The organism is Pseudomonas sp. 31-12, from assembly GCF_003151075.1.
Lineage (GTDB): Bacteria > Pseudomonadota > Gammaproteobacteria > Pseudomonadales > Pseudomonadaceae > Aquipseudomonas.
In genome coordinates this window covers 3,190,870-3,213,896 of record NZ_CP029482.1, presented here as the reverse complement: position 1 = coordinate 3,213,896, position 23,027 = coordinate 3,190,870, and the positions used below count along the sequence as shown (strand labels likewise).

At 61.3% G+C, this 23,027-nt stretch carries 16 protein-coding genes; 12 read left to right on the top strand and 4 right to left on the bottom strand.

Going from position 1 to position 23,027, the window contains the following annotated elements:
* Positions 1 to 15: 15 nt before the first annotated feature.
* From treZ to DJ564_RS15090, 11 genes are all read left to right on the top strand, one after another.
* Positions 16 to 1,812 carry a malto-oligosyltrehalose trehalohydrolase gene (gene treZ / locus DJ564_RS15140; RefSeq protein WP_109630777.1) on the top strand — a complete coding sequence of 599 codons (1,797 nt, stop codon included), beginning with the start codon at positions 16 to 18 and terminating at the stop codon, positions 1,810 to 1,812.
* Positions 1,809 to 3,887 (top strand): 4-alpha-glucanotransferase, encoded by a 2,079-nt coding sequence (gene malQ, locus DJ564_RS15135; protein WP_109630774.1) that lies wholly within the window; start codon positions 1,809 to 1,811, stop codon positions 3,885 to 3,887. Before treZ ends, malQ begins: the two co-directional genes overlap by 4 nt.
* A complete protein-coding gene (locus DJ564_RS15130; protein WP_109630772.1) occupies positions 3,884 to 6,661 on the top strand; it encodes a malto-oligosyltrehalose synthase in 2,778 nt (925 codons plus the stop codon). Before malQ ends, DJ564_RS15130 begins: the two co-directional genes overlap by 4 nt.
* A 21-nt stretch (positions 6,662 to 6,682) precedes the next feature.
* Complete coding sequence (locus tag DJ564_RS15125; protein WP_109630770.1) at positions 6,683 to 7,000, top strand: DUF2934 domain-containing protein; 318 nt, start codon at positions 6,683 to 6,685, stop codon at positions 6,998 to 7,000.
* A 307-nt stretch (positions 7,001 to 7,307) separates the two neighbouring features.
* Positions 7,308 to 9,467 carry a glycogen debranching protein GlgX gene (gene glgX / locus DJ564_RS15120; RefSeq protein WP_109630768.1) on the top strand — a complete coding sequence of 720 codons (2,160 nt, stop codon included), beginning with the start codon at positions 7,308 to 7,310 and terminating at the stop codon, positions 9,465 to 9,467.
* Between the two features lies 1 nt (position 9,468).
* A complete protein-coding gene (locus DJ564_RS15115; protein ID WP_109630765.1) occupies positions 9,469 to 10,458 on the top strand; it encodes an acyl-CoA dehydrogenase family protein in 990 nt (329 codons plus the stop codon).
* On the top strand, positions 10,455 to 11,213 hold the full coding sequence (locus tag DJ564_RS15110; protein ID WP_109630763.1) for a PIG-L deacetylase family protein: 759 nt from the start codon (positions 10,455 to 10,457) through the stop codon (positions 11,211 to 11,213). Before DJ564_RS15115 ends, DJ564_RS15110 begins: the two co-directional genes overlap by 4 nt.
* Positions 11,210 to 11,809, top strand: a complete 600-nt coding sequence (locus tag DJ564_RS15105) for an SAM-dependent methyltransferase (RefSeq protein WP_109630760.1) — start codon at positions 11,210 to 11,212, stop codon at positions 11,807 to 11,809. The genes DJ564_RS15110 and DJ564_RS15105 overlap by 4 nt, the downstream gene beginning before the upstream one ends.
* Positions 11,806 to 12,465, top strand: a complete 660-nt coding sequence (locus DJ564_RS15100; protein WP_109630757.1) for a glycosyltransferase family 2 protein — start codon at positions 11,806 to 11,808, stop codon at positions 12,463 to 12,465. The genes DJ564_RS15105 and DJ564_RS15100 overlap by 4 nt, the downstream gene beginning before the upstream one ends.
* A gap of 124 nt (positions 12,466 to 12,589) precedes the next feature.
* The gene (locus DJ564_RS15095; protein ID WP_109630755.1) at positions 12,590 to 13,348 is read left to right on the top strand and encodes a PIG-L deacetylase family protein; all 759 of its coding nucleotides are present in this window, start codon (positions 12,590 to 12,592) and stop codon (positions 13,346 to 13,348) included.
* Between the two features lie 199 nt (positions 13,349 to 13,547).
* A complete protein-coding gene (locus tag DJ564_RS15090; RefSeq protein WP_109630752.1) occupies positions 13,548 to 14,348 on the top strand; it encodes an endonuclease/exonuclease/phosphatase family protein in 801 nt (266 codons plus the stop codon).
* A gap of 12 nt (positions 14,349 to 14,360) precedes the next feature.
* Here the strand turns inward: DJ564_RS15090 and DJ564_RS15085 are convergent, their stop codons facing one another.
* Both DJ564_RS15085 and DJ564_RS15080 read right to left on the bottom strand, forming a co-directional pair.
* A complete protein-coding gene (locus DJ564_RS15085) occupies positions 14,361 to 14,924 on the bottom strand; it encodes a hypothetical protein (RefSeq protein WP_109630749.1) in 564 nt (187 codons plus the stop codon).
* A 1-nt stretch (position 14,925) separates the two neighbouring features.
* Complete coding sequence (locus tag DJ564_RS15080; protein ID WP_109630746.1) at positions 14,926 to 15,696, bottom strand: DUF2092 domain-containing protein; 771 nt, start codon at positions 15,694 to 15,696, stop codon at positions 14,926 to 14,928.
* A 525-nt stretch (positions 15,697 to 16,221) separates the two neighbouring features.
* On the opposite strand from DJ564_RS15080, the gene DJ564_RS15075 reads away from it, so the two are divergent.
* Positions 16,222 to 17,295 (top strand): autotransporter outer membrane beta-barrel domain-containing protein, encoded by a 1,074-nt coding sequence (locus DJ564_RS15075; protein WP_109630744.1) that lies wholly within the window; start codon positions 16,222 to 16,224, stop codon positions 17,293 to 17,295.
* Positions 17,296 to 17,430: 135 nt separating this feature from the next.
* On the opposite strand, the gene glgB is transcribed toward DJ564_RS15075, so the two are convergent.
* Both glgB and treS read right to left on the bottom strand, forming a co-directional pair.
* Positions 17,431 to 19,662, bottom strand: a complete 2,232-nt coding sequence (gene glgB / locus DJ564_RS15070; RefSeq protein WP_109630741.1) for a 1,4-alpha-glucan branching protein GlgB — start codon at positions 19,660 to 19,662, stop codon at positions 17,431 to 17,433.
* A gap of 2 nt (positions 19,663 to 19,664) precedes the next feature.
* Positions 19,665 to 23,006 carry a maltose alpha-D-glucosyltransferase gene (treS, locus tag DJ564_RS15065; protein ID WP_109630737.1) on the bottom strand — a complete coding sequence of 1,114 codons (3,342 nt, stop codon included), beginning with the start codon at positions 23,004 to 23,006 and terminating at the stop codon, positions 19,665 to 19,667.
* Positions 23,007 to 23,027 lie beyond the last annotated feature (21 nt).

Below are 23,027 nucleotides of genomic sequence, written 5' to 3'. Positions count from 1 at the left end.
AAGAGGTTTTCACCGATGCCGTTACGGACCCTTGAGACCTGGCCCCACGGCGCAATCATGCTGGACGCAGAACACACGCGTTTTGCCTTGTGGGCGCCAGATGCGTTTTACGTCAGTGTCGAACTGGAAGATGGACAATCCTTGCCGCTACTGCCTCAGGCTGATGGCTGGTTCGTGATCAAGACCCGCTGCCCGGCGGGTACGCGTTACCGTTACAACATTGATGGCGAACTGGAGGTGCCGGACCCGGCCTCCCGGGCGCAGGCCGGCGATATCGGCGACCAGAGTGTGGTGGTCGATCCCCTCGCCTATCAATGGCAGAACAGCGCCTGGACCGGTCGGCCCTGGAATGAGGCCGTGATCTATGAATTGCACGTCGGTGCACTTGGCGGCTTCAGTGAGGTCGAGCAGCATTTGGCGCGGCTGGTCGACTTGGGCATCACCGCGATCGAACTGATGCCGCTGGCGCAGTTCCCCGGCGACCGCAACTGGGGCTACGACGGGGTTCTGCCCTACGCGCCCCAAGCCTCCTACGGCACTCCCGAACAACTCAAACACCTGATCGACACCGCCCACGGCCATGGTCTTGCGGTGATTCTCGACGTGGTCTACAACCACTTCGGCCCGGACGGCAATTACTTGCATCACTACGCCAAGGGCTTCTTTCGCGAAGACAAGCACACGCCTTGGGGCGCAGCCATCGACTTCCGGCGGCGCGAGGTGCGGGACTTCTTCATCGACAACGCGCTGATGTGGCTGCTGGAATACCGCTTCGATGGCTTGCGCCTGGATGCGGTGCACGCCATCGAGAGCCCGGACTTTCTCCAGGAACTGGCGCAACGGGTCCGGCAACAGACCGATCCGGCGCGGCATGTGTGGCTGACGGTCGAGAACGAACACAACCAGGCCAGCCTGTTGGAAGAAGGCTTCGACGCGCAGTGGAACGATGACGGGCACAACGCGTTGCACGTGTTGCTGACCGGTGAAACCGACGCCTATTACGCCGACTATGCCGACAAACCCACCGAACAATTGGCGCGCTGCCTGAGTCAGGGCTTCGTGTTTCAGGGCCACGTGACCCGCCACGGTACAACCCGGGGCGAGCCCAGTGGTCACTTGCCGCCCAGCGCGTTTGTGCTGTTCTTGCAGAACCATGACCAGATCGGCAATCGTGCCTTCGGCGAGCGGCTGCATCAACTGACCGACCTCGACGCCTTGAAAGCCGCTACCGCGCTGTTGTTGCTGTCACCGATGATTCCGCTGATGTTCATGGGCGATGAATTCGCGGCCGAGGAACCGTTCCTGTTCTTTACCAGCCACCACGGTGAACTGGCGGAACTGGTTCGTGAAGGACGACGTAATGAATTTGCAGCCTTCAGCGCCTTTACTGATCCTCATAAACGCGAACAGATCCCCGATCCGAACGCGCAACAGACCTTTGAAGCGTCGCGGCCGAAACTGACCGCCACCCGGAAATCGGCCATGCAGGGCCTGTATCACCAGCTGTTGCGGATTCGTCATGACCACATCATCCCGCATCTGCCGGGGGCCCAGGCCCTGGGGGCCGAGGTGCTGGCCGAAGGTGCGGTGACGGCGCGCTGGCTACTGGGTAATGGCCGACAGCTGCGCATTGACCTGAACCTCAGCGACACGCCAGTGGTCCACTCCCCACAGGCCGACGCCAGGTTGTTGTTCGAAACTCCACCTCAGTCCGCCGGCCTGTTGGAACAGGGCACCCTTGCCCCGTATTGCGCGCTAGTCAGCCTCACGGCCGCAGCCCCCTTGCTACCCCCGGATGGAGAGCGCCAATGAGTGATGCGCAACTGGAAATACTGGCCAGCCGTGCCGGTTTGGCAGTCGACTGGATCGACGCCAACGGCCGCCCGCAGAAAGTCGCTCCATCGGTATTGCGTAACGTCCTGATCGGACTCGGCCACCCGGCCAGCACCGCACAGGAAATCGACGCCAGCCTCCTGCAATTGCAGGAGGTGCAACAGACCCGGCATCTGCCGCCGCTGATCACAGCCGATTTCGGTGTCAGCCTCGATCTGGCGCATTTCTTTGAGCCCGAAACGCCGTGTGAGATCCACCTGGAAGATGGCTCACGGCTTAACCTGAAACTGGATGCCGAGGCGATGCTGCCGGGTCTGGTTCCGGTCGGGTATCAACACGTCAGCATCGACGGGCAATCCTTTACCCTGGCTGTAGCGCCGACCCGTTGCTACAGCGTCGGCGATGCCGTGGACAGTCCGATTCCGCGTACCTGGGGCCTGAGCGTGCAGCTGTATTCGCTGCGTCGACCTGGCGATTGCGGATTCGGCGATACCCAGGCGCTGGAAGACCTCGCCCGAGTGGCCGGCGAACGCGGCGCCGAGGCCTTGGCGATCAGTCCGCTGCATGCAATGTTCGGCAGCGACACCCAGCGCTACAGCCCGTATTCACCGTCCAGCCGTTTGTTTCTCAACAGCCTCTATGCCGCGCCGGGTGCAATCCTCGGCGAGCGTGCATGGCGGGCCGCGATTGACGCCACCGGCCTGGCCGCTGAACTGCAACAGCTGGAAGAACAGCCGCTGATTAACTGGCCCGTGGCCGCCGAAGCCAAGCATCGTTTGCTGCAAGCCTTGTACGAAGGCTTCGTCCAGGGCGAACACCCGTTGCATGCCGACTTCAGCAGCTTCCGCCATGCTGCCGGCGAAGCCCTGGAAAATCATTGCCGCTTCGAGGCCATTCAAGAAACCCGCGCTGCCAAGGGTGAAACCCTCGACTGGCGCGAGTGGCCAGAACAATGGCGCGACCCGCGCAGTGCCGCCCTTGCCGAATTTGCCGAAGAGAACGCCGGGCGCATTGGCTTCTTCGCGTTCAGCCAATGGTTGATCACCCGCTGCCTGGAGCGCGCGCAAACCGCCGCCCGCAGCGCGGGGATGAGCATCGGCCTGATCGCGGACCTGGCCGTGGGCGCCGACGGCGGTGGCAGTCAGGCCTGGAGTCGCCAGGACGAATTACTCGCCTCACTGACGGTGGGCGCGCCGCCAGACATTCTTAACCGTACCGGCCAGGGCTGGGGCATTTCCGCGTTTTCTCCGGAAGGCCTGGTGCGCAACGGCTTTCGCGCGTTCATCGAAATGCTGCGGGCCAACTTCGCCCACGCGGGTGGCTTGCGCATTGACCACGTCATGGGGCTGCAACGGCTGTGGGTGATTCCCAATGATTCGCCGCCCGCTGACGGCGCCTATCTGTATTACCCGGTGGACGACCTGCTGCGCTTGCTCAGCCTTGAATCCCATCGTCATCAGGCGATCGTCCTGGGCGAAGACCTCGGGACCGTGGCGGATGGCCTGCGGGAAAAACTCATCGCCCGTTCGATCCTCGGCATGCGGGTGTTGTTGTTCGAACAGGACAACGCGCACTTCAAATCGATTCTCGACTGGCCGGACAACGCCCTCGCGACCACCAGCACCCATGACTTGCCGACGCTCAATGGCTGGTGGCATGGCCGCGATATCGACTGGAATGCCCGGCTGGGCCTGGTCGATGCCACGGGTGAAATCGAATGGCGCCAGCACCGTGAACGCGAGCGCGAAGGCCTGCGCCGTGTGCTGAGCGAGGACCCGCAAAACTTTCGCGAAGAGTCCCATGAAACCGACCAGGTGCTGGATGCCGCAGTTCGTTTCCTCGGTCATACCAAGGCACCGCTGGTGTTGCTGCCGCTGGAAGATGCCCTGGGCATTGAACAGCAGGCCAACCTGCCGGGCACCATCGACACGCACCCCAACTGGTCGCGGCGCCTGCCCGGCGGCAGCGAAGCGCTGCTCGATGACCCGGACGCCGCACGGCGCCTGGAATTGCTCGCCTGTGCGCGACTTCAGGCTGGCGAGCGTGACCAATGACTCATCCGTTAATCCAACCGCTGCGCGCGACCCTGCGCCTGCAATTTCATAAAGGCTTCACCCTGGATCAAGCGGTGCCGCTGGTGCCGTACTTTGCCAGCCTGGGCATCAGCCACGTTTATGCCTCGCCACTGCTCGCCGCCCGCTCCGGCTCCATGCATGGCTACGACGTGGTGGACCCGACCACGGTCAACCCCGAGTTGGGTGGTGAAGCCGCCTTGCGCCGTTTGGTCGCGGCCCTGCGCGAGCACAAGATGGGGCTGATCCTCGACATCGTCTCCAACCACATGGCCGTCGGTGGCAGTGATAACCCGTGGTGGCTGGACTTGCTGGAATGGGGACGCCTGAGCCCTTACGGCGAGTTCTTCGACATTCAATGGCACTCGCCTGATCCGTTGATGGAGGGCCAGTTGCTGCTGCCATTCCTCGGCAGCGATTACGGTGTCGCCCTGCAGGACGGCACCCTGCCCTTGCGTTTCGATGCAGAGCGCGGCGCGTTTTATGTCGAGCACTACGAGCATCATTTCCCGATCTGCCCGTCGAGCTACGGTGAGTTGCTGCGAACCGACGACGAACCGCTCAGGTTTCTCGCCGACCGCTTCAGTGCATTGAGCTACCAGACCGATGCTCACAGCCTGGCGCAACCGCTGAAGGCAGAGTTACGTGAACTGGCCAGCGACCCTGCACTCCTGCAATGCATCCAGCAGAATCTCAGCGCCTACGATTCCCTGACACCCGAGGGTTTCCAGCGCCTGCATCACCTGCTTGAACGCCAGAGTTATCGCCTGGCCAGTTGGCGCACGGCGGCGGATGACATCAACTGGCGGCGGTTTTTCGATATCAACGAGCTGGGCGGTTTGCGTGTCGAACGCCCCGCCGTGTTCGAAGCGACCCACGCGAAGATCTTCGAATTGGTGGCTGAAGGCCTGGTCGACGGTTTGCGCATCGACCACATCGACGGCCTCGCCGACCCACGCGGTTATTGCCGCAAACTGCGGCGTCGGGTCGATACGCTGTCGCCTGACCGACACCTGCCGATCTACGTCGAGAAGATCCTCGGAGAAGGCGAAACCCTGCACCGCGACTGGTCGGTGGACGGCACCACCGGTTATGAATTCATGAACCAGTTGTCGTTGCTGCAGCACGATCCCGACGGTGGCAGAACCCTGGGTGAACTGTGGAATCGCCACAGCGAACGGCCCGCCGACTTCCGTCAGGAAGCGCAACTGGCGCGCCAGCAGATTCTCAACGGTTCATTGGCCGGTGACTTCGAAAGTGTCGCCCAGGCGCTGCTGCAAGTGGCCCGGGACGACCTGATGACCCGCGACCTGACCCTTGGCGCGATCCGTCGGGCCTTGCAGGAACTGATCGTGCACTTCCCGGTGTACCGCACTTACATCAGCCCGCGTGGCCGTTCTGCCGAAGACGACGTGTTTTTCCAGCAAGCCATGGACGGGGCACGGCAAACCCTCAGCGAGGCCGACTGGCCGGTGCTGGATTGTCTGGCCGGTTGGCTGGGCGGTGAGCCGTGGCGCAAACGCCCGGTGGGACGCCCGCGCAAGATCCTCAAGCACGCTTGCGTGCGGTTCCAGCAACTGACGTCCCCGGCGGCAGCCAAAGCGGTGGAAGACACTGCGTTCTATCGCTCGGCGGTGCTGCTGTCGCGCAATGACGTGGGCTTCAGCACCGAGCAGTTCAGTGCGCCGGTGTCTGACTTCCATGCCGTCTGCATCAACCGCCTGGAACAGTTTCCGGACAACCTGCTGGCCACCGCCACCCACGACCACAAACGCGGTGAAGACACTCGCGCGCGGTTGGCGGTGTTGAGTGAACGCAGTGCCTGGTACGCCGAGCAGGTTCCGCTCTGGCGAACACTCGCCCGGCCCTTGCGTGACGACGATCAGATGCCCTCGGCGGGCGATGAGTTGATCCTCTATCAGGCGATCCTCGGCAGTTGGCCGCTGGACCTGCGCAGTGACGATCAGCCCGCGCTGGAGGACTACGCTAAACGCCTGTGGCAATGGCAGCAGAAAGCGTTGCGCGAAGCCAAGCTGCAAAGCAGTTGGAGCGCGGCGAACGAGCCTTATGAAAAAGCCATGCAGCTCTTTATCGAGCGTCTGCTGCTGAGCCCCGAGGGTGAGCTGTTACGCGCGGCCCTCGGCAAAGCGGTTCAAACGATTACCGCGCCCGGCGCAATCAACGGTTTGGCGCAAACCTTGCTGCGCATGACCGTACCGGGGATCCCGGACCTGTACCAGGGCAACGAATACTGGGACTTCTCGCTGGTCGATCCGGACAACCGCCGGCCAGTGGATTACGTCAACCGCCAACAGGCGATGCAGGTGCCGTTGAACCTGCCTGACCTGTTGGCCAACTGGCGTGACGGGCGCATCAAGCAGACCCTGATCAAGCAGGTGTTGAACCTGCGTGCCGAGCATGCCGAGCTGTTTCGGCGAGGGACGTATCACGCCCTCGAAGTCCTCGGCAGTCAGGCTCACCGAGTGCTGGCGTTTTGTCGCGAACATGAAGGAAAACGGGCCATCGTGATCGTACCGATCCGTTGCGCCCCACTGCTGGGAAACAGTGCCGCCCCCTTGGTGGATGCGCTGCGCTGGGGCGATACGCGGGTGAAATTACCGTTCACCGCCCCCGAGGAAAATCTGAAGGGACTTTTTTCGAGCACAGCAGTCACACACCACAGGGAGCTGAAGATCAGCGCCGCGCTGGGGGATTTCCCGGTCAATCTCTTTATTCAAACGTTTACCCAAGCTTGAGTTCAGTTCAGGAGTATTGCGATGAGTACCGACGATAAACGCGTTCGCGAATTTGCCTATCAAATCTGGGAATCGGAAGGAAAGCCTGAGGGCCAGGAAGCCCGGCACTGGGAGATGGCTCGCAAACTGGCTGAAGCCGAAGCCCTGGCCCCCAAGAAATCGCCGAAGGCTACCGGCAGTAAAACGGCTGCCAAACCTGCTGTGTCCAAAGCCGCCAATGGCAAGGTCCCGGAACCGAAAGCCAAGGCCAAGCCTGCTGCGGCGTCGAAGGTGATTCCGCCCGGCGAAAAAGCTGCAGAGAAGAAGCCTAAAGCAGCGCGCAAACCGCCTGCTGTCTGACGCTTCACTATCGCTTCCTGATTGACCTCGTGGCCAGCCCCCTGGCCACCGTGGGCTCGCTCGCCCGAAATAAAGAGCCATTGTGAATTGAAATACTGTCCCCCTGTGGGAGCGACTGTGGCGAGGGGATTTAGCGAAACGTCGCACCGCCCCGTTGGGCTGCGAAGCGGCCCTGAAAATTTTCGCTGCAACATAGACTTTTACGACTGCTTCGCAGCCGAACGGGGATAAATCCCCTCGCCACAGGTCACTCCCACAGGGTTTCGTGGCGCCACGTTATTCGTTTACCCTTTTTGCAGGAGCATGTATGACCAATCCAAAGAATGCCGCGCCAGAACCTCACGCCGAGGCCTCGCGAATCCGTGAAGGCTTGCCCTTCCCGCTGGGTGCGACCTGGGATGGTCTGGGGGTCAACTTTGCCTTGTTTTCCGCCAACGCAACCAAAGTCGAACTGTGCATTTTCGACGATGCCGGCGAGGTGGAACTGGAGCGCATCGAACTGCCGGAATACACCGACGAGATCTACCACGGTTATTTGCCCGACGCCCATCCGGGGCTGATCTACGGCTACCGTGTCTATGGTGCGTACGACCCGGCCAACGGCCATCGCTTCAACCACAACAAATTGCTGATCGACCCCTACGCCAAACAATTGGTCGGCCAGCTGAAATGGTCCGAAGCGCTGTTCGGCTACACCATCGGCCACCCGGACGCTGACTTGAGTTTCGATGAGCGCGACAGTGCGCCGTTCGTGCCCAAGTGCAAAGTCATCGACCCGGCTCACACCTGGGGCAATGATCAACGGGTCAGCATCCCGTGGGACAAGACGATCATTTATGAAACCCACCTGCGCGGCATCAGCATGCGTCACCCTTCCGTCCCCGAGAACGTGCGTGGCACCTGCGCCGGGTTGATGGTCGATGACGTGCTGGAACACATTCGCAAGCTCGGGGTGTCGTCAGTTGAGTTGCTGCCGATCCACGCCTTCGTCAACGACCAGCATCTGCTGCACAAAGGCATGACCAATTACTGGGGCTACAACAGCATCGCCTTCTTCGCCCCGGACCCGCGTTACCTGGCCAGCGGCAAGATCGCCGAGTTCAAGGAGATGGTCGCGCACCTGCACGAAGCCAATCTGGAAGTAATCCTCGACGTGGTCTACAACCACACCGCCGAGGGCAACGAGCAAGGCCCGACCCTGTCCATGCGCGGCATCGACAACGCCTCGTATTACCGCTTGATGCCCGATGACAAGCGCTACTACATCAACGATTCCGGCACCGGCAACACTCTCGACCTGAGTCACCCGTGCGTGCTGCAAATGGTCACCGATTCCCTGCGTTACTGGGCCACGGAAATGCACGTGGACGGTTTCCGCTTCGACCTGGCGACCATTCTCGGTCGTTACCACCACGGCTTCGACGAGCGTCACAGCTTCCTCGTGGCTTGCCGTCAGGACCCGGTGTTGCGTCAGGTGAAGATGATTTCCGAACCCTGGGATTGCGGCCCCGGCGGTTATCAGGTCGGTGGTTTCCCGCCGGGCTGGGTCGAATGGAACGACAAATTCCGCGATACCGTACGTGCGTTCTGGAAAGGCGACGACGGCCAACTGGCGGACTTCGCCAGCCGCATGACCGCTTCCGGCGAAATGTTCAACCAGCGCGGCCGGCGGCCTTACGCCTCGTTGAACTTCATCACGGCGCATGACGGTTTCACCCTCAATGACCTGGTGTCGTACAACGACAAGCACAACGAAGCCAACGACGAGAACAATCAGGACGGCAGCAACAACAACTTGTCCTGGAACCATGGCGTCGAAGGCCCGACCGACGACCCGGAAATCAACGAACTGCGGCTGCGGCAAATGCGCAATTTCTTCGCCACGCTGCTGTTGTCCCAAGGCACGCCGATGCTGGTGGCCGGCGACGAATTCGCCCGGACACAAAATGGCAATAACAACGCCTACTGCCAGGACAGCGAGATCGGCTGGGTCAACTGGGACCTGAGCGAAGACGGCAAGGCCCTGCTCAAGTTCGTCAAGCGCCTGATCAAGCTGCGACTGGCCTATCCGATCCTGCGTCGCGGACGTTTCCTGGTGGGCAACTACAACGAAGACATCGGCGTCAAGGACGTGACCTGGCTCGCCCCGGATGGCAGCGAAATGAGCATCGAACAATGGGAAGACGCCCACGGCCGCTGCCTCGGCATGCTGATGGATGGCCGTGCCCAGGAAACCGGTATCCGTCGCAAAGGCGGTGACGCGACCTTGTTGCTGGTGGTCAACGCGCACCACGACATCGTCAATTTCACATTGCCGGAAGTGCCGGACGGCGGTCACTGGACGTGCATGATCGACACCAATCAACCGTCGATTCGCGGGCAGGAACGCTTCGAGTTCGGTGTCGAATATTCCGTCACCGGTCGCTCGCTGCTGCTGTTCGAATTGCAGCATGAGGAAGATGAGTGAAATGGACCTTCAAGCGTTTCTCGATCGCCAGCCAGCGGACTACGCCGATACTCAGGCGCTAGGCCGGTGCCTGCGGGCGCTGGTGGAGGCGGGTCTTGATCAGCTTCCGCTGCCGGGAAGCGGCCAGACGCTGGAACGGTTCCAGCGCCTGGCCGAGGTCGGTGCTCATGACCTGGGGTTGTGCAAGTTGTACGAAGGCCACACCGATGCGCTGGCGATCATCCAGCAACTCGGTGGCTCGCCAACCCCGGGCAGCACGTGGGGCATGTGGGCGGCCGAACCACCACAGGCGCGGGTGCGCGTCCGTCCACAGGGCCATATGGTCCTGCTGAACGGGCGCAAGGCCTGGTGCTCGGGCGCGGCGGTGTTGAGTCATGCGTTGCTCACGGCCTGGGATCATCAGGACTGCCAGCAACTGGTCGCGGTGGCGCTGGATCAACCCGGCGTGACCATCACCGATCAGGGCTGGCAAGCGGTCGGCATGGGCGCCACCGGCAGCGTCGAGGTGCTGTTCGAAGGCGCCGAAGCACAAGCCATCGGCTACCGGGGAGACTACCTGAATCGCCCCGGTTTCTGGCAAGGCGGCATCGGCATTGCCGCCTGCTGGTACGGCGCGGCACAGAGCATCGCCGAACGCCTGCGCACGCACTGCGCTCAACATGATGAACCCCACGCCCTCGCCCATCTGGGCGCCGTCGACAGTGCGTTGCATGCGGCTGCCGAAGTGTTGCGGGTCAGCGCACTGATGATCGACGCCGCGCCGCTGGACGACGCCGAAGTGCTGGCCCGGCGCGCCCGGGCAGTGATGGAACACGCTGCTGAACAAGTCCTGTTGCACGTCGGCCACGCTCTCGGGGCGGGCCCCTATTGCAAGGATCGGCAGTTCGCCCGATTGATCGCCGACCTGCCGGTATTCCTGCGTCAAAGCCACGCCGAGCGGGACCTCGCCGCCCTCGGTCAGACCGTCATCAGCGGAACATGGACGTTATGAAAACCAACCCTATCGTCGGCCAAGGCACGCCACTTCATCGGTGGCAGACCTCCAGCCACCTGGCGCAGTTGCCGGTGATCGATATCCTGAGCCTGGTGCCGGAAGGCGCCCGCGCGGTGATCATCGCCCCGCACCCGGATGACGAAGTGCTGGGCTGCGGCGGTTTCCTGCAGTTACTCGCCGCCGCTGGCCGCCCCTTGCAATTGATCTCGGTCACTGACGGCAGCGCCAGTCATCCGGGTTCCGAGCGTTGGCCGGTGGAGCGCCTGAGCGCGGTGCGGCCTCAGGAGTCGGTCGAAGCCTTGCGCCGTCTTGGGCTGCCACTGCACAGCCTGAAATGGCTGCGCGGCGGTTTCAAGGACAGCCAGGTCGCCGCTCGAGAACACGAATTGAGCGAATTCATCGAACGTCATTTGCGCCCCAACGACGTGGTGTTCACCACGTGGCGCGAAGACGGTCATTGTGATCACGAAGCCGTGGGCCGGGCCAGCGCCGAAGCGGCGAAACGTGCGGGGGTGACCGTGCACGAATTGCCCGTGTGGACCTGGCACTGGGCAACGCCCGAAGACAGTTTCGTGCCGTGGGAGCGGGCGCGGAAGATCCTGCTGGCGCCGCATTTGGTCGCGCGCAAACGCCATGCGATCCACGCCTTTGCCAGCCAGTTGGAAGGTGACCCGAAAATCGGCCTGCCGCCAGTGCTGGCGCCTTATGTGCTGGAACGACTGTTGCAACCGTTCGAGGTGGTGTTTTTATGAGCGTGGAGGATCGCTACTTCGACGGTTTGTTTGCCGGCAACGACGATCCCTGGTCCTTTCGTCAGCGCTGGTATGAACAACGCAAACGCGCAATCACCCTCGCCGCACTGCCCCGCCCGCATTACCGCGCAATCTTCGAGCCCGGCTGTGCCAACGGCGAGCTGAGCTTTGAGCTGGCCAGTCGTTGTGATCGTCTTTTGTGTTGCGACACCGCCCCCGCAGCCGTGACGCTGGCCCGCACCCGACTCGGCCCGTTCGACCACGCCGAAGTCCGTCACCTTCGCTTGCCCGCGGATTGGCCGGACGAAAAATTCGATCTGATCGTGCTTAGCGAGATCGGCTATTACCTCGACGCCGACGACCTGAAACGCCTGATCGAACAGGCCGCAGAGTCGCTGACCGCCGACGGCCAACTGCTGGCTTGCCACTGGCGCCCGCCCATCGATGATTGCCCGCTGAATGCCCGGCAAGTGCATGACTTGCTGCACGAACATTTGCCTTTACCGCGCCTGGTCCTGCATCAGGAAGCGGATTTCCTGCTGGAACTCTGGAGTCGTGAACCTCGCTCCGTGGCGGCTTTGGAGGGTCTGCGATGATTGGCATTCTGATCCCCGCGCACAACGAAGAAGACTTGCTCGAAGACTGCCTTGAAGCGGCCCTGCTCGCCGCGAAACATGAACTGCTGGGCGGTGAAACCGTCGAGGTGTTGGTGGTGCTCGACAGTTGCACCGACCGCTCCCTGGAGATCGTCAGTGCTTACCCGGTGCACAGCCTGGTGATCGAGGCGCGTAACGTCGGTCAGGCCCGCGCCGCCGGGGCGCGGTTTCTGCTGGATCGCGGGGCGCGCTGGATTTCCTGTTCCGACGCTGACAGCCGTGTGGCGCAGGATTGGCTGGTGGCGCAGTTGGCCCTCGACGTCGATGCCGTGTGCGGCACGGTCACGGTGGACGAATGGCACGAGTCGATCGATGAGTCGGCACAGATTCGCTATCACCAGCATTATCAGGCCCGCGACGGCCATCGGCACATTCACGGCGCGAACCTGGGCATCAGTGCCGACGCCTACCGGCGCGCCGGTGGTTTCGAACCGCTGGCCTGCGATGAAGATGTGCAACTGGTGCGGCAACTCGAACGCTGTGGCGCGAACATCGCGTGGAGCCATCGTCCGCAAGTGCTCACCAGTGCCCGACTGGACAGCCGGGCCCGCGGCGGTTTTGGCGACTATTTGCGGGACCTGGCACAGGTTGGTTAAAAAAAACCGGCTCAGACAACACCACCACGCGACGAACAGCCTGACTTGAGCAATACTCTGCTCGCGGCAATCCAGGGTATGGAGCGCTGCCTATTGCTATCAAACAGAACAAGGACGTAGCCCGATGAAACCCGTTTCCATCATCGACAGCAGCTTGCCGGGACAGATCTGGAACAACGCCCAGCAACTGGACAACATCCCCGTTATCAACACCGAGACCTTGGTCCCTGCTGGCGCCCGCGCGGTGGTGATCGCGCCGCATCCCGGCGATGAAGTGGTCATGTGTGGTGGCCTGCTTCAACTTCTTTCCTCCCTCGGTCATCCCTTGCAATTGATATCGATCACCGATGGCAGCGCCAGCCATCCGGGTTCGCAGCAATGGTCAGAGAAGCGCCTGAGTGTGTTTCGCGGCCAGGAAAGCGTCGAAGCCTTGCGCCGGCTAGGATTGCCGATGCACAGCCTGAAGTGGATTCGCGGCGGCTTCACCGACAACGCCCTGGCCGAGCGTGAAACCCAACTGACGCAATTCATCGCCCGTTATTTGCGCCCCGGTGACGTGGTGTTCAGCACCTGGCGCGAAGACGGCACCTCGGATCATGACGCCGTCGGCCGCGCCAGCGCCAATGCAGCGAGCATGGTCGGCGCGACGATCAACGAACTGCCGGTCTGGGCCTGGCATTGGCCCACCCGGGATCAAGGATTGTTTCCCTGGCATCGTGCCCGCAAAATCCGCCTCGACACCTGGACCGTCGCGCGCAAAAGCCACGCCACCCACGCCTACGCCAGCCAGCTCGACGGCGAACCGGCCATCGGCATCGCACCGCTACTGCCCAGGGTGATCCTGGAACGGATGCGCCTGCCCTATGAAGTCGTCTTCGTTTGACCCCATTCCCCGTCCAACCCAAATCCCCTGTGGGAGCGGGCTTGCTCGCGAAGAGTGCGTCTCAGGCGACATCAATGTTGACTGACCCACCGCTTTCGCGAGCAAGCCCGCTCCCACATGGATTGGCTGTCGCTCAAACTGAACTGCCCGCCGCTGAATCAGTCGCATGACTAAGCAGCCCAGATTCAGAGGAGTGAACGTGACCAGCGATGCCGAGCAGCGAGCCGTCGAATCAGTGCCCTTGGACTCGCCCCTGGCGATTCATCGCTTGAGGGTGCTGACGGTCAACACGCACAAGGGGTTTACCGCCCTCAACCGGCGTTTCATCCTTCCGGAGCTGCGCGAAGCGGTGCGCAGTACGTCGGCCGATCTGGTGTTCCTGCAGGAAGTGGTCGGTGAGCACGATCGGCACTCTTCACGTTACAACGATTGGCCGCAGACCTCGCAATACGAGTTCCTGGCCGACAGCATGTGGAGCGATTTCGCCTACGGCCGCAACGCCGTATATCCCAACGGCCATCACGGCAACGCGCTGCTGTCGAAATACCCGATTCGCGAACACCGCAACCTTGACGTCTCGATCACCGGCCCCGAACGGCGCGGGTTGCTGCACTGCATCCTCGACGTACCGGGGCACGCTGAAGTCCACGCAATCTGCGTGCATCTGAGCCTGCTGGAAAGTCATCGCCAGTTGCAGCTCCAGCTGCTCTGCCTGCTGCTCGAATCCCTGCCCGACGATGCGCCGGTGATCATCGCCGGCGACTTCAACGACTGGCAGCTACAAGGCAACGCCGCCCTCGCCCGTCGCGATTACCTGCACGAAGCGTTCGAGCGCCACAATGGCCGACCCGCAAAAACCTACCCGGCGCGCTTTCCGCTGCTGCGCCTGGACCGGATCTACCTGCGCAACGCCAGCAGCCACAACCCGCGAATCCTCGGCAACAAACCCTGGACGCACCTGTCGGATCACTTGCCGTTGGCGGTCGAAGTGCACCTCTAAGTGGTCAGCGCGTCAAGGCGCGTTGACCACGACGTAGGTCACATTGCTGCCCTGATACTGCGGTTGATACCAGGTCGAACCACACTGCATGTACAACGTGTTGTACTGCATGACCTCCACGCAACTCGTGGGCATTTGCGCAGGGGTAAAGATCGAGCCGACCACGGCCGCTGTCACCGCGACCGTCGCGGTCACAGCCGCCGCCGCGGCGATCGGGTGGTAGTGATTGTCGTAGCCATAGCGGCCACGCCCGTCGACATCAATGTCGACATCGCGATTGTTGTTGATGTTGACGTTACGGGTGCTGTTGTTGATGTTGGTGCGGTTGCCGACGTTGTTCCCGGCATTGACCCGGTTGCCTGAGTTCACCCGATTGGCCGCATTCACATTGGTCGCCCGTTGCGAGGTATTCATCCGCTGCGCCCGCTGGGCATTGGGTGCCGGCGCTCGATTGACCGAGGCCCTTGCCTGCCCCTGGCCTCGCGGTCGGGCATCCGCTTCGGCGATCAGGCCGACGGTCAGCATGGTGGCAGCGGCGAGCGATAACAACAGGCTCCACGACATTGTCCGGTTCATGTCATTCCCCTCCCTGCTCAGCGGCCTTCTTCAACGGAATCGCCACGTCGCCCTTGGCCGGTTTGAAGGTGAACATCGACTCCTGAAGGCCAGGCTTGAGGTTCCAGCGATACACCGCGCTGTATTCCGGAAAGCTCTTCTCGTCGGTGGTGGTGATCACCAGTTTGCACGGCAGCGGCTTCTCGGAACGGGTGATCCACAATTGCCAGTCGACGCCCTCCTGCCGAAAGGCCAAGTGATCACAGAGCTGACCATTGATCGTCGAGGGCCCAACGTACAGGGCTTCTTTCAGGGCATCGATCTGCGCCTGATCGCTGCCAAACAGAAACAGGTCTTCCATGGGGATCTGAATACCGTAATGGTCTTCGATCATGTGCAGGGCTTCGGCCACCTTGGGCGGAGCATCCACCGTGGTGTAGTACTTGAGGTACGGTGAGTACTGGGTCAGTTTCTTGCCGTTGTAGAAAAATTCCCGCGTTCGAATATCGCCTTCTGTCCTGGCGTACATTCGATCATGCCCAAGCACTTTCAGGGTCGTGGCCGCCTCGGACTTGATCTTCTGACCGGTCTCCAGAACGGTATCGCGGGACACTTCGGCGTCGACCTGAAACTTCGACAGGCTGCGCAGGTAGTCGCCCATATCAATCAACTTGTCGACCACCTGAGGGTTGATCGTCGGGGCAGTGTCCGCCGGGGGTGCTTCTTCGGCGCGAGCCCCCGGAGCAAGGGCCAGGGTGACCATCAGGCAGAAAACACTGGGTTGGGTTTTCATGGGTTCCGCTCCTGTCCTTGCACCGGGGTGCCGCCGAATTTCATGGCTGACTATTCAGCCTAGTCGCGGCCCACCCTGTTCGCCAGACAGACAAACCGGCGTGAAGACGCCGGTCACCTTGCGTTCATCTCAGCGCTGCATTACTGACAGAATCGAGACACCGGATCAGCGGTACAACCTTGCACTCTACCTCACCCCGGCAGACCGATAGCCCACTATCCAAAGGCTCTGGCACGCGGGGTTTTTGACGATTTTTCGAACAAACAAGAACTTAGATACGCGGCAAAAATCAGTCACTTGCAAGCACTAAAATAACACTACCACTTATCGGCCATTTTCTTGACGACCTGTCAAGGGTCTTCTTAGCTTCACGTTACTACCCCCGGAAATCCACCAGGGGCAAACCTCCAGACACCCGCGAAATCGGGCGGCCAGCGGCTTGCCTCAATCCATTCGGTCGCCCCTCATTCGGGGTAGGAGAGACGCCAGAGCGAGATACGGCATGCGATTGCAAGGTAGACCCCCATGAAAACTTCATTCACCCAAGAAGAGATCAAAGTCACTTTTTGCACTGTCTCGAGTTCACTGCTGCTGTGTTCTTCCATGGAGGTGCAAGCAGGGCCGGCAGAAGAAGAAACCGCCCCTTGGTATCGCCAGGATGTTCCGGCAATGACCTTGCCAACGATCACTGTCACCGCCCCCTACCCCGGCCACTTCAGCGCCGCCTCCGATACACGAAGTTCACGCCTGACCATCGAAGATGCCGCACCTTCGGCCTGGGATCAGCTTTACGGTCAGGCATCGCGCCAAGCACAAACCGATGTCATGACCCAGAGTCATTCAATCCCCGGCAGCACCGAATTCAAAGGCCCGGCGATCCTGACCCTGCAGAGCGGTAGTGGCCATACCCAGCGGGTCGGTCTGATCGGCGGGATGACCCAGTTACAAGGCAACAGCAACGGTCTGTTGACCAGTCGCGCACTCGCCGCCCCTGAAAACGACACCCTTAACCTGCAAGGCCAGAGCCTCGGCGCTTACTGGAGCCTGACCGGGCCACAAGGCTGGCACGTGGATTTGTCGGCCAGTGGCGGGCGGGTCAACGGCTACAGCCGTAACGACCAGGGCGCGCGGATGGCGACCGAAGGCAGCGCGGTAACGTTGTCGGTAGAAGGCGGTTTCCCGATTGGCGTGAGCGAAAACTGGGTGGTTGAACCGCAAGCGCAGTTGATCAATCAGCGCATCACCCTGGATACGCCCTATGCCGGTTCAAGCAATTCATCGTCCAGCGACCTGACGTCATGGAGCGGCCGGGTCGGTGCACGGTTGAAAGGTAGTTACGACATCAATGGCCTGGGCGTCGAACCCTATGTGCGGACCAACTTGTGGCACACCGTGTACACCGGCAATACCGTGACCCTCGATCAGGTCGACAAGATCAGCAGCAGTCGCAATTCATCGACGGTCGAAGTGGGGTTGGGGCTGGTGGCCAGAGTCACGCCTGCGGTGAGTTTTTACGTCAGCGCCGATTACAGCAGTGATGTGGATGACAACGATTTGAACGGGTTGATTGGGAGTCTTGGGGTGCGGATGCGGTGGTGAGGTTTTTCGGTTTGAGTGATTCGGTGTCAGGTCGGACGCCTTCGCGAGCAAGCCCGCTCCCACATTGGAGCTGTGTCGTACACAAAACCAATGTGGGAGCGGGCTTGCTCGCGAATGGAGCGGTTCGGTTCTAGATCAACCCTCAGGCCGCAAGATCAACACCGCCAGCGGCGGCAGATTCAACACCAGCGAAAGCGCCTGACCATGGCTCGGCTCTTCCTCGGTAAAGGCTCCGCCGCTGTTGCCATAGTTGGACCCGGCATACATCGCCGCATCGCTGTTGATCATCTCGCCCCAGCGCCCGGCGAACGGTACGCCGATGCGATAGGCCTGGCGCGGCACCGGCGTGAAGTTCGCCACCACCAGCACCGGCCGCCCTTCCTTGCTCCAGCGCAAGAACGCATAAACGCTGTTGATCGCATCGTCGCCGATCAACCACTGGAAGCCCTGCGGCGCGTCGTCCTGGTCATGCATTGCCGGCTCTTCGCGGTACAGCCGATTGAGGTCGCCGACGAGTTTCTGCACACCCTTGTGTTCCGAGTATTGGAGCAGGTACCAGTCCAGTTGCTGATCGTGATTCCACTCACGCCATTGACCGAATTCGCAGCCCATGAACAACAGCTTCTTGCCGGGATGCGCCCACATGAAGCTCAGATAGGCCCGCAGATTGGCAAATTTCTGCCAGCGGTCACCGGGCATCTTGTCGATCAATGAATGTTTGCCGTGCACCACTTCATCGTGGGAGATCGGCAGGATGAAGCGCTCGGACCAGGCATACACCAGGCCAAAACTCAGCTCGTTGTGGTGATGGCCACGGTACACCGGGTCCTGCTGGATGTAATGCAGCGAATCGTGCATCCAGCCCATGTTCCATTTGTAATCGAAGCCCAGTCCACCCTGTTGGGTGCTTTGGCTGACACCCGGCCATGCGGTGGATTCCTCGGCTATCACCAAGGCACCCGGCGCTTCCAGGTTGACCACGTCGTTGAGGTGACGCAGGAAGTCAATGGCTTCGAGGTTCTCGCGCCCACCGTGACGGTTCGGCACCCACTCCCCGGCCTTGCGCGAGTAATCGCGATAGAGCATCGACGCCACGGCATCGACCCGCAGGCCATCGACGTGGAAATGCTTGAGCCAGTGCAGTGCCGAAGCGAGCATGTAGCCATGCACTTCGGTGCGGCCCAGGTTGTAGATCAGCGTGTCCCAATCCTGATGAAAACCTTCCTGCGGATTGCCGTATTCGTACAGCGCGGTGCCATCGAACTGCGCCAGACCGTGGGTATCGGTCGGGAAATGCGCCGGCACCCAGTCGAGGATCACGCCGATATCAGCCTGGTGACAGGCGTTGACGAAAGCCGCGAAATCTTCCGGCGAACCATAGCGGGCACTCGGGGCGAATTGCGACAGCAGCTGATAACCCCAGGAACCGCCGAACGGGTGTTCCATGATCGGCATCAGTTCGATGTGGGTGAAGCCCAGTTCCTTCACATAAGGAATCAGCCGCTCGCCCAGCTCGTGCCAGGTGTACTGGCGTGCCACTTCACCCAGATCGTCCAGCTCGCATTGCCACGAGCCGGCGTGCAATTCGTAGATCGACAGCGGCGCGCTCGGCAGATGCCGCTCTCCACGGGATTGCATCCACGCCTGGTCCTGCCAATCGATGTTCAAGGGTGCAGCGACTTTTGACGCCGTATCCGGCGGCAGCGAGGTCGCCAGGGCCATCGGGTCAGCCTTGAGCGGCAGAATGCCGTGGGCGCCGAGGATTTCGTACTTGTAGGTTTCCCCCGCCTGCAGGCGCGGAATGAAGACTTCCCAGACCCCGGTGGGATGGCGCAGGCGCATCGGGTGCCGACGACCGTCCCAATTGTTGAAGTCACCGACCACCGACACCCGTTTGGCATTTGGCGCCCACACGGCGAAACGCACGCCGTCGACACCGTCGACGTTCTTCAATTGCGCGCCGAGGCAGGCGCTGAGGTCACGGTGATTGCCTTCGGCGAACAGGTACAAGTCCATCTCGCCGAGCAGCGGGCCGAAGCTGTAAGGGTCTTCGGAAACCTGTTCGCCGCCGGCCCAACGGGTGCGCAGCAGATACGGCTGCGCTCTGTCGAAGTGACCGACAAACAGGCCCGGGGTCTGGGTGGCTTCGAGGTTGCCGAGTTCTTCCCCGGAGTCCCTGGCCAGTACCTGAACGCTCAGTGCGTCCGGCAGATAAGCCCGAATGAATTGCCCACCGGCGTCATCGCCGTGGGGGCCGAGAATTGCAAAAGGGTCCTGATGTTCGGCGCGAACCAGCGCGTCGATATCCCGCGATCTGGGCAGCAGCGCCTCTTTAGCGTGACCCTGTTCCTTGTTCGAGAAACTCATAACTACTCTCCACCAAGATCGGAAAAGGGTTTAAGCCCACTCAATAATCCATACAAACCGTGCAATGGCACCGGCAGCCAAGTGGGGCGATTCTCAGCCTCATACGCCACCTCATACGCCGCCTTCTCCAGCCCGAACAACGCCAGCGCGGCGTCCTCGCCTTCCGGATCTTGCCACGCATGAGCAAGACTAGCTGCCGCCAGCCGATAAGCGTCGACAAATGCCTGTTTTGCTTCATTCAGATAGCGGTCGGCTACCCGTTGCCGTGCCGCTTGGGCCTCGGCCGTGTTGTCGACGTTGTGTACGTTGATGGCCATCGCCGCGGCGTAATCGAAGGAGCGCAACACGCCGCTGACATCTTTATAGGGGCTGTGCTTGCCGCGTCGCTCGCTCAACGGCCGAGCCGGCTCACCCTCGAAGTCGATCAGGTAAGCGTCGCCCTTGATCACCAGCACCTGCCCCAAGTGCAAGTCGCCGTGGACACGAATGCGCAAACCACCGACGGCTTTTTTGCCCAGGTCCTGGACATGGCTGAGGATGGCTTTTTTGTTGTCCAGTAAACGAGTGACCAGCGCTTTGTCCGCCGGGTTCAGTTCGCTTTGATGTTGCTTGAGCAACTTCAGCGAGTGTTCCAGCTGAGCCGCGACGTCCTTGGCCGAAGCCAGGGCGTCTTTCTGCGTGGTGACCTGCGGCGCGAAGTCCGGGTCATCGGTCGGGGCCGCCAGCACCTGGTGCATTTCCCCCAGCCGCTGGCCGAGCATGCCGGCGAAGTCTTTCAGTTCACCCAAGGCGTTGTAGTGTTGCTCTTGCTCGGACATGGCGTCGGCCAGTTCGTCGCGCAGTGCCCGTTCGAGGTTGTTCTGGGTCCATTCCCAGGCATCGCCCTGATTGCTCAAATAGCCTTGGGCGATCATCAGCAGATTGTCTTCGCCCTGGGCATCGCGGCGAACCACCGAGCCCAGCAGCGGCGAGATGTTGCTGAAACCGGCGTTGGTCAGGTAGGCGCTCATTTCCAGTTCCGGGTGCACGCCCGAGGCGACCTTGCGGATCAGCTTCAGCACCAGGCTGCTGCCGATCACCACCGAACTGTTGGACTGCTCGGCGGACAGGTAGCGCACTTCCGATTCTGCGTTCAGGCCCAGTTTGGCCAGTTCGGCAGTCGGTTCGAAACGAATCTCGCCGCCGTCCGAAGGCAATACGGTGCTTTCCTGCATGCCTTGCAACACCGCGCGGATAAAGTTTTCCAGGCTGAACGCATCGGTGATCAACCCCACCTGAGGGCCACGTCGCACTCGAGACAGCGCCAATTGCTGCGGCAGTGCCGGCCCGACCTGATCATCGGCAATGAAGCCGAACGGCAGCTGGTAACGGCTGGTCTGGCCGCCGCTGGTGACTTCGATTTCACTCAGCAGCACCGGATGCTGCGCGTCGCCGAAGCGCACGCCATAGGCCAGGTTGACCTTCTCGATGGCCGCGTCCTTGCCGGCGAACCAGCGACGGTTTTGCAGCCAGTTCGGCAGGATGCCTTGCTCCAGCGTGCCGCGAGACGGAGCTTCGAGCAGTTCTTCCATGCGTTTTTTCAACACCAATGTGGTGAAGTCCGGCAGGCTTTGCGCCGGTTCTACGTGCCAGCTCGGCATTTGATTCTCCGCAGCGAGTCCGAACCAATAAAAGCCGTAAGGCGCCAGGGTCAGGAGGAAATTCAACTGGCCGATCGGCGGGAAGGCGTTACCGCCGAGCATCTCCACCGGCACCATGCCGACGTAGGCCGACAGGTCGAGCTCCGCCGCTTGCGCACTGCGCGAGACGTTGGCAACACACAGGATGGTTTCGTATTTTCCATCCGGCCCGGTGTATTCACGGGTGTAGGCCAGAATCCGTCGATTGCTCGGCGAGAGCATTTTCAGCGTGCCGCGACCAAAGGCCTTGGACTGCTTGCGCACGGCGAGCATGCGTCGGGTCCAGTTCAGCAGTGAGTGTGGGTCGCCGGCCTGGGTCTCGACGTTGACCGACAGGTAACCGTATTGCGGGTCCATGATCGGTGGCAGCACCAGGCTCGCCGGGTCGGCGCGGGAGAAACCACCGTTGCGGTCGATCGACCACTGCATGGGCGTGCGCACACCGTCACGGTCGCCGAGGTAGATGTTGTCGCCCATGCCGATTTCATCGCCGTAATACATCGTCGGCGTACCCGGCATCGACAGCAGCAGACTGTTGAGCAGTTCCACGCGACGACGATCCCGCTCCATCAACGGTGCGAGGCGGCGGCGAATACCGAGGTTGATCCGCGCCCGACGGTCGGCTGCGTAGTAATTCCACAGGTAATCGCGCTCCTTGTCGGTGACCATTTCCAGGGTCAACTCATCGTGGTTGCGCAGGAAGATCGCCCACTGACAGTTGGCCGGAATCTCCGGGGTCTGACGCAGGATGTCGGTGATCGGGAAGCGATCCTCCTGGGCCAGCGCCATGTACATGCGCGGCATCAACGGGAAGTGGAACGCCATGTGGCATTCGTCGCCGTTGAGGCCTTTCTTGTCGGTGTCACCGAAATACAGCTGGGTGTCTTCCGGCCATTGATTGGCCTCGGCCAGGAGCATGCGGTCCGGGTAATTGGCGTCGATCTCGGCACGGATCTGCTTGAGGACGTCGTGGGTCTCAGGCAGATTTTCGTTGTTGGTGCCGTCGCGCTCGATCAAGTACGGAATCGCGTCCAGCCGCAGGCCGTCGATGCCCATGTCGAGCCAGTAGCGCATCACCGACAGCACCGCTTTCATGACTTGCGGGTTGTCGAAGTTCAGGTCCGGCTGGTGCGAATAGAAGCGGTGCCAGAAGTATTGGCCGGCGACTGGATCCCAGGTCCAGTTGGACTTCTCGGTGTCGAGAAAGATGATGCGGGTGCCGTCGTATTTGTGGTCGTCATCGGACCAGACGTAGAAGTCCCGCGCCGCCGAACCGGGTTTGGCTTTACGTGCGCGCTGGAACCAGGCGTGCTGGTCCGAGGTGTGGTTGATGACCAACTCGGTAATCACCCGCAGGCCACGTTTATGGGCCTCGGAGATGAAACGCTTGGCGTCGGCCATGGTGCCATAGTCTGGGTGTACGCCACGGTACTCGGCAATGTCGTAGCCATCGTCGCGCCGTGGCGACGGATAGAACGGCAAGAGCCAGATGGTGTTGACGCCGAGGTCGGCAATGTAATCGAGCTTGGCGATAAGGCCGGGAAAGTCGCCGATCCCGTCATTGTTGGAGTCGAAAAAAGACTTAACGTGTACCTGGTAGATCACCGCATCCTTGTACCAGAGCGGGTCCTTGATAAAGGTGGCTGCCTTGGGTTTCTTCGCCATTTGAAACTCCTGTTGAATTCG

Bases quoted from the DNA above. Each gene is read 5' to 3' on its own strand.
- treS (WP_109630737.1), bottom strand. From the start codon at position 23,006: ATGGCGAAGAAACCCAAGGCAGCCACCTTTATCAAGGACCCGCTCTGG.
- DJ564_RS15075 (WP_109630744.1), top strand. From the start codon at position 16,222: ATGAAAACTTCATTCACCCAAGAAGAGATCAAAGTCACTTTTTGCACT.
- DJ564_RS15095 (WP_109630755.1), top strand. From the start codon at position 12,590: ATGAAACCCGTTTCCATCATCGACAGCAGCTTGCCGGGACAGATCTGG.
- DJ564_RS15130 (WP_109630772.1), top strand. From the start codon at position 3,884: ATGACTCATCCGTTAATCCAACCGCTGCGCGCGACCCTGCGCCTGCAA.
- DJ564_RS15100 (WP_109630757.1), top strand. From the start codon at position 11,806: ATGATTGGCATTCTGATCCCCGCGCACAACGAAGAAGACTTGCTCGAA.
- DJ564_RS15080 (WP_109630746.1), bottom strand. From the start codon at position 15,696: ATGAAAACCCAACCCAGTGTTTTCTGCCTGATGGTCACCCTGGCCCTT.
- glgB (WP_109630741.1), bottom strand. From the start codon at position 19,662: ATGAGTTTCTCGAACAAGGAACAGGGTCACGCTAAAGAGGCGCTGCTG.
- treZ (WP_109630777.1), top strand. From the start codon at position 16: ATGCCGTTACGGACCCTTGAGACCTGGCCCCACGGCGCAATCATGCTG.
- DJ564_RS15125 (WP_109630770.1), top strand. From the start codon at position 6,683: ATGAGTACCGACGATAAACGCGTTCGCGAATTTGCCTATCAAATCTGG.
- glgX (WP_109630768.1), top strand. From the start codon at position 7,308: ATGACCAATCCAAAGAATGCCGCGCCAGAACCTCACGCCGAGGCCTCG.
- malQ (WP_109630774.1), top strand. From the start codon at position 1,809: ATGAGTGATGCGCAACTGGAAATACTGGCCAGCCGTGCCGGTTTGGCA.
- DJ564_RS15085 (WP_109630749.1), bottom strand. From the start codon at position 14,924: ATGAACCGGACAATGTCGTGGAGCCTGTTGTTATCGCTCGCCGCTGCC.
- DJ564_RS15115 (WP_109630765.1), top strand. From the start codon at position 9,469: ATGGACCTTCAAGCGTTTCTCGATCGCCAGCCAGCGGACTACGCCGAT.
- DJ564_RS15105 (WP_109630760.1), top strand. From the start codon at position 11,210: ATGAGCGTGGAGGATCGCTACTTCGACGGTTTGTTTGCCGGCAACGAC.
- DJ564_RS15110 (WP_109630763.1), top strand. From the start codon at position 10,455: ATGAAAACCAACCCTATCGTCGGCCAAGGCACGCCACTTCATCGGTGG.